The organism is Pseudoalteromonas sp. Z1A8 (assembly GCF_011378855.1).
Taxonomy (GTDB): Bacteria; Pseudomonadota; Gammaproteobacteria; order Enterobacterales; family Alteromonadaceae; genus Pseudoalteromonas.
In genome coordinates this window covers 24,152-30,732 of record NZ_WTLB01000047.1, presented here as the reverse complement: position 1 = coordinate 30,732, position 6,581 = coordinate 24,152, and the positions used below count along the sequence as shown (strand labels likewise).

The 6,581-nt window shown below is 39.2% G+C and carries 8 protein-coding genes; all 8 read right to left on the bottom strand.

Translation table 11 applies throughout. The features are described from left to right. Positions 1 to 398 precede the first annotated feature (398 nt). Positions 399 to 1,703, bottom strand: a complete 1,305-nt coding sequence (locus GQR55_RS16015; RefSeq protein ID WP_039487573.1) for a DEAD/DEAH box helicase — start codon at positions 1,701 to 1,703, stop codon at positions 399 to 401. Between the two features lie 67 nt (positions 1,704 to 1,770). Further along, positions 1,771 to 2,202, bottom strand: a complete 432-nt coding sequence (locus tag GQR55_RS16010) for a hypothetical protein (RefSeq protein ID WP_024611386.1) — start codon at positions 2,200 to 2,202, stop codon at positions 1,771 to 1,773. Position 2,203: 1 nt separating this feature from the next. After that, positions 2,204 to 2,698 carry a MipA/OmpV family protein gene (locus GQR55_RS20230; RefSeq protein WP_346774263.1) on the bottom strand — a complete coding sequence of 165 codons (495 nt, stop codon included), beginning with the start codon at positions 2,696 to 2,698 and terminating at the stop codon, positions 2,204 to 2,206. A gap of 14 nt (positions 2,699 to 2,712) precedes the next feature. Then, a complete protein-coding gene (locus tag GQR55_RS20225) occupies positions 2,713 to 3,000 on the bottom strand; it encodes a MipA/OmpV family protein (protein WP_240916887.1) in 288 nt (95 codons plus the stop codon). Continuing rightward, positions 2,993 to 4,222, bottom strand: coding sequence for a beta-ketoacyl-ACP synthase (locus GQR55_RS16000; protein ID WP_166421389.1), 1,230 nt, complete (start codon positions 4,220 to 4,222; stop codon positions 2,993 to 2,995). Before GQR55_RS16000 ends, GQR55_RS20225 begins: the two co-directional genes overlap by 8 nt. After that, a complete protein-coding gene (locus GQR55_RS15995) occupies positions 4,222 to 4,947 on the bottom strand; it encodes a 3-ketoacyl-ACP reductase FabG2 (protein ID WP_166421388.1) in 726 nt (241 codons plus the stop codon). The genes GQR55_RS16000 and GQR55_RS15995 overlap by 1 nt, the downstream gene beginning before the upstream one ends. Continuing rightward, a complete protein-coding gene (locus tag GQR55_RS15990; protein ID WP_166421387.1) occupies positions 4,947 to 5,408 on the bottom strand; it encodes a hotdog family protein in 462 nt (153 codons plus the stop codon). The genes GQR55_RS15995 and GQR55_RS15990 overlap by 1 nt, the downstream gene beginning before the upstream one ends. Positions 5,409 to 5,411: 3 nt before the next feature. Further along, entirely contained in the window at positions 5,412 to 6,581 is a 1,170-nt protein-coding gene (locus GQR55_RS15985; RefSeq protein ID WP_166421386.1) for a beta-ketoacyl-[acyl-carrier-protein] synthase family protein, read from the bottom strand.

The following is a 6,581-nucleotide window of genomic DNA, read 5'->3' as shown; positions in this document are numbered from 1 at the left end:
TAATCAAAAGATGATAAGGGTATTGTGAAGCAACCAAAAGATCGGTCAACCGATCAAAAATACCTTAACTGATCGGTGTTATCACTTTGTGAGGCTTTTTTGTTTAAATGCATTAATACCAACCTGCATAAATCTTTGATCAATTTAACGAATTAAATTGCACTATAAGGTCGTTAAAAATTTTTCATTTACAACTGCATGGATGCAGGAGGTAGAGCAATGCAGGGAGCAATTGCCGAGAACAACTAGAGACAAAAACTTTTGCCTAGTTCTAGCGTAATTTTCTTAACGTTAAATAGACCCCATATATAAGCAGATTGGTATAACTTTACTAACACTCAAATTTCAGACACAAAAAAACCTGAGTAAACTCAGGTTTTTTAACTAAACGGCGTTAACTATGACTTTTTAAGTGACAGTTTTTCGCCTTTTAAGCTTTTACGAACGCTTGAAATACGTGAACGATTTACTGCTCTCGCTTCACCGGTTGCTTGTCCTGATAACTTGTTAGAACGTGTACGGCGTAAATGCGCTGGTTTTTTACCAATTTTATCAATGAGTACTTCACGGTTACTTACTTCATAACCTTCTAAATATACGCGCTTAATTTTTTGGCCAATTAGCGTTTCAATTTCAAACAAGGTGTTTTCTTCTTCGCGGCTTACAAATGAGATTGCTTGACCTTGACGACCAGCACGACCTGTACGGCCAATACGGTGAACGTAGTCTTCTGCAAGCCAAGGTAAATCAATATTAATTACACGCGGTAAGCCATCAATATCGATACCACGAGCAGCCACTTCTGTAGCCACTAATACGCGTACCTTACCTTCTTTAAATTCACGTAAAGCACGACGACGGTTACCTTGAGATTTATCACCGTGGCAAACGCCAGCCGGAATACCATCAAGGTTAAGCTCTTTAACAAGCTCGTCAGCGGTTTCTTTCATGTTTACGAATACAAGCACTTGTTGCCAGTTTTTCTTACCAATCAATTCAGAAAGTAACTCTTGCTTACGACGCTCTTCAACTGGGTAAACAACATGTTCAACGGTACTTGCTGTACTATTAGTTTGATCAACACGCACTATTTCAGCTTGTTTTAATACTTTAGATGCAAACTGTTTAATTGCTGCAGGGAATGTAGCAGAGAAAAGTAAAATTTGGCGCTCTTCTGCACAGCTTTTAATCACGTTTTGCATATCTTCAATAAAGCCCATATCAAGCATGCGGTCAGCTTCATCAAGAACAAGATGCTTAACGCTTGCAAGGCTTAAGTTACCTAAACGAATATGGTCAAATAAACGACCTGGTGTAGCAACTACAACATCAACGCCTTCTTTTAAAGCGTTTGCTTGGCCGGCAGTGCTCACACCACCAAATAAACTAACGACTTTAAGTGATGTATGCTTTGCAAAATCTCTAAAGTTATTTGCAATTTGCTCTGCAAGTTCACGCGTTGGAGCAAGTACTAATGCATGAGGTGCATTAGTTGTGCTGAGTTCAGACTCAACCAATTTTTGGATGATAGGTAAAGCAAACGCGGCAGTTTTGCCGGTACCAGTTTGTGCACTGGCTAAAACGTCTTTACCTTTACGAACAGCTGGAATTGCTGCGCGCTGAATGGGCGTAAGGGTGTGATAGTTAAGTTCGTCCAACGCCTGGATGATTTCAGGAGCGAAACTAAAAGATTTAAAATTCATGCTGTATAACCTACGGCCACATTATCAAGGGTCGCAAATTATACAGTAAAAACTAGCTAACAGTTAGTTATAACTTAACTAAAGTGCCTTTTAATGCAACACCAGCCATAATAGTACCTGCACCACATTCAAATTCAGTACTACTGACAAACTCACGTTTTTTGTAATATGATTGAATATTAACAACTGCATTCATGCCTTCTTTTACTGCACGCTCTTGTAATGCTTTAAGTGCACTTAACATTACCCACTCACATGCCTCAGTATCAGACTTACCAAATGCATTGGTTTTTTTATTAGTGATTACTTCACCGTATTTGCTGCTTTCTTTTGAATAGCTTTGGTCAGCAAAGTAAAGTGGAATATCCAATAATGCATTTTTTGCTTTAGTTGTTTCTAACAATTTTTGAATTGGGTATTTACTAATATCATCACGGGCTTGAGCAGCCGATGTCATTAATGCTGTGGCAATAAGTAACGTACTTATAATCGTTTTCATTTTATCTTCCTTCTCGTGTATAAAATTTCCATGCAACGCCAAAACCAAGCGATATATTACTATTTTGCTTAACTAAGGGACTGTGTTGCTGCTTTGTATTTGCTAGGTAATCATATTTTACAAAACCACCTAGCCAATATTTTTTAGTATCAAAATTTATCCCAATAGATAAATCTGATCCTGAATATCCAGAACGGTTATTAAATTCAGCTCGTTCAGCACTACTATCAAGTAAAGAAATACCATAATAATAATTTAAATAACGATCGTCAGCAAAATTAGCGTTTGCTCTTATGCTGGTACTTAACTCATAATTATTCGTTACTAAAAGTGGCGACTCAAAATAAATACTCGGTCCATAGTGCCAACCTACATTAGTGACAGACCCAAAATCGGTAGCCATTGCTTTTCGAGTAAAAAGCCCAAAATATAGGTGACGTTTTGTTTGTGGTGTCCCCATTAAATAATAATTTAATGATGGCCCCAGTTCAAACACCCAATCTAAATCATCTAAGCCCTCACGTGCCGTGTTATAATAGTTACACCGGCAGAAATATCTAAATGCAGGTTCCCCTGATGCCACAAGTAACCTGTAAAGCTATTGCGGTCGATATCTAAATCATCACTTTGATAACGGATATAAGGTACTGGGAGTACATACTGTTCACTTTGATCAGAACCTAGGTAATGTGGGATGTCAGCCATAAAAATACCGCCACCCACTTCAAGCTTTGATGCACCAAATGAAAACGTACTAAATAAAGTGAGTAATAGGTATAGCCACTTAACTTTATTCACCTTGAAACCGTTTAAAAATAAGAGATGTATTAATACCACCAAAGGCAAAGTTGTTACTCATTACAAAGTTTGTATGAATCTGTCGGCCTTCTTCAATAATGTAATCAAGAGGAGCACATTCACTGTCTATTGCGGTTAAATTAATAGTGGGTGCAAACCAGTCATCATTCATCATGTTTATACTTGCCCATGCTTCTATAGCACCACACGCACCAAGAGTGTGCCCTAGGTAGCTTTTTAATGAACTAATTGGCTTAGCTCCTAATGCATTAAATGTTGCATGAGATTCTGCAATGTCACCTCTGTCGGTTGAAGTACCATGTGCATTAATATAACCAATTTGATCCGCTGAGATATTAGCATCTTGCAGTGCCATTTCTATAGCAACTTGCATGGTTTCAGAAGTTGGTTGCGTTACATGTTTCCCATCAGAGTTACAACCAAAGCCGACTACTTCAGCTAATATGGTTGCACCACGAGCTTTAGCATGTTCATATTCTTCTAAGATGAGTGTACCTGCGCCCTCACCAATAACTAAACCATCACGATTTTTATCAAATGGTCTAGGTGTATTTTTAGGTGTGTCATTTTTTGTACTCGTTGCATACAAAGTATCAAAAACAGCCGCTTCTGTAACACATAACTCTTCAGCACCACCTGCGACCATCAACTTTTGGCGACCGAATTTTATGGCTTCGTATGCATAACCAATTCCTTGTGAACCAGAAGTACACGCTGAACTTGTTGTGATCACACGACCTTTTAAACCAAAAAATACGCCAACGTTAACCGGTGCAGTATGAGCCATCATTTGAATATAACTCGTCGCGGTTACGCCATTCATAGAACCACTTTCCATCATGCGGCCAAAAGAGACTAAAGGCTCTGTTGAACCTATTGATGAGCCGTATGACACGCCAGTAGAACCATCAGTTAAAGCTGGGTGTTCTAATAATTGTGCTTGTTCTAAGGCTCGCTCAGTCGCAACTGTCGACATAAGAGAAACACGCCCCATAGAACGAACCTTCTTTCGCGTATAGTTTGCTGGACGACTAAAACCTTCAACGGGGGCTGCTAAATTAGTATTTAAACCATCAATATAATCCCAGCTAGGCATACGTTTTACTGCATTTTCGCCTTTTATTAAAGCCGCTTTGAATACATTCCAATCATCACCTAGCGCAGTGATAGACGCCATTCCCGTTACTACAACACGTTTCATTACGCCATTCCACCATTAACTTGAATTACCTGACGGGTAATATAACTTGCGCCATCAGACATTAAAAAAGCGACTGTTGCAGCCACTTCATCTACATTTCCCATACGGTTAGCGGGAATCATTTTTTTCATTTCGGCTATTGGTAAATCATCAGTCATACCAGTATCAATAAGACCAGGTGCTACGCAATTCACAGTTATTTTTCGCTTTGCAAGCTCGACAGCAAGCGCTTTCGAAGCGCCAATAATACCCGCTTTTGATGCACTATAATTAACTTGTCCACGGTTACCAGCAACGCCCGACACTGATGACATAGCGACAATACGCCCACCTTTACGATTACTTACCATAGGCATAACTAATGGGTGCAACACATTATAAAACCCATCTAGATTTGTGTGTATTACGCTATCCCACTCTTCATCTGTCATTGCAGGAAATGCAGTATCAGCAGTAATACCGGCATTGCACACTACACCATAAAATGCACCATGGCACTCTACATACCCACCTAAAATTGCTTTAGCTGATTCTCTATCTGCAACATCAAATTGTAAAATATCAACATTAACGCCTAAAGCAATAATTTCAGATTTAACCTGTTCTGCAGCTTCTATTCCTGAGCGACAATGCAAACTAATATCAAAGCCATCTTTAGCAAGCTTTAAAGCAATGGCTTTACCAATACCTTTACTTGAACCGGTTACTAGTACACGTCTTGACATTAAATTTGCTCCGCTAAAAATTGACTAGGATTTTCTGGTTGAAATACATTAATTTTGGCATCCACTAATAGCACGTCGCCTTCTTTAATAGTGCACTCAAATGCACTTAAGCCACTTTCTTCACTATATAATTTTTCAACTTCGATTGTTAAAGTACTATCGAGAGAAAAACCAGTGCAATGCATTTTATACTTACGGCTACTTACTAAAAATCCGACTTCTACTTTAGCGCCACTATCTACTTGATTTGCGTTAGCATAAGCGGCAATGGTTTGTGCCATATATTCAATTCCAACATGGCTTGGTACCTGCTTTAACTCAGGGTCATAAAAATTACTTTGTGGAGTAATTGTAACAAGACAGCGTCCGCTAATTTCATCATAACTTTCTAAGCTATCAATTAAAATCATTGGTGCAGTGTGTGGTAATACACTTTCGATTGGGTGATGAGGATGATTCATAGCTTATAGTCCGATTAATACACTGACGTTATTACCGCCAAATGCAAATGAGTTTGACAAACAGGTAGTAATTTGGGAAGGGTGCTTAGCACCAACTGGAACAAGGTTTATTGCGGGTAAACTGGTATCCCGTTCACCATCCCATACATGAGGAGCATAATCATTACCGCCCAATAATAACCAACATAAACCTACTTCAGTCGCGCCAGCGGCACCTAATGTATGACCAATCATACCTTTTGAAGAGCTACATGGTGTTTCAATACCAAAAACATTCATTATAGCAATAGCTTCCATTTCATCATTTTTAGGTGTTGCAGTTCCATGTAAATTTACATAGTCAACTTCATTTATATTGATATTAGCGGCAGCTAACGCACTTTTCATTGCCCTTGCCGCTCCCTCACCTTGTGGATGAGGTGCCGACATATGATGCGCATCGCTCGATTCACCAACACCTAATAGTTTAACTTCCCCTTGCTTTTGTACAATACACAAAGCGGCAGCTTCACCTATATTTATTCCATCACGATTCTTACTTGATGGGTTTGATATGCCTGCTGATGTTGATGCTAAAGCATGAAAACCATTTACCGTCATACCACATAGGCTATCTACTCCACCTACAATTGCAGCATCTGCTAATCCGCAAGCTATCATTTCTTGTGCTGTCGCAAATGCTTTAGAACTTGATGAACATGCTGTAGATAACGTAAAAGCAACACCTTCTAGACCCAGCTCACTTTGAATAAATTGTGCTAGGTTATCCATCTCTTGCTGCTGGTAATGATACTCACTCGGAAAAAGACCCTCTTGCTGTTGAGTTTTCATTGCTTGCTCACCTTGAGCAATACCTGATGTACTCGTACCAACAATGACTGCAATTCGCTGTGCACCATATTGCTTTTTAAGCTCAGTAACGGGTTCTCTTAATTGCTCAAGCGCATGTGCTGCCAATTGATTATTTCTAGTTTGAAACTCGAGATCTCGGTCAGTTAATAAGGGTAACTCAGCATTTACAGCGCCAACATAAATAGGACCTTCGTCAAAGAGAGTGTTATTGATAACAATACCCTCTTGACTGCCTGCGAGTAAATTACGTTTTATACTTTGGTTATCACACCCTAGTGCATTTATCATGGCGTAATGGCTAATAAATAGCGGTTGTTGCAT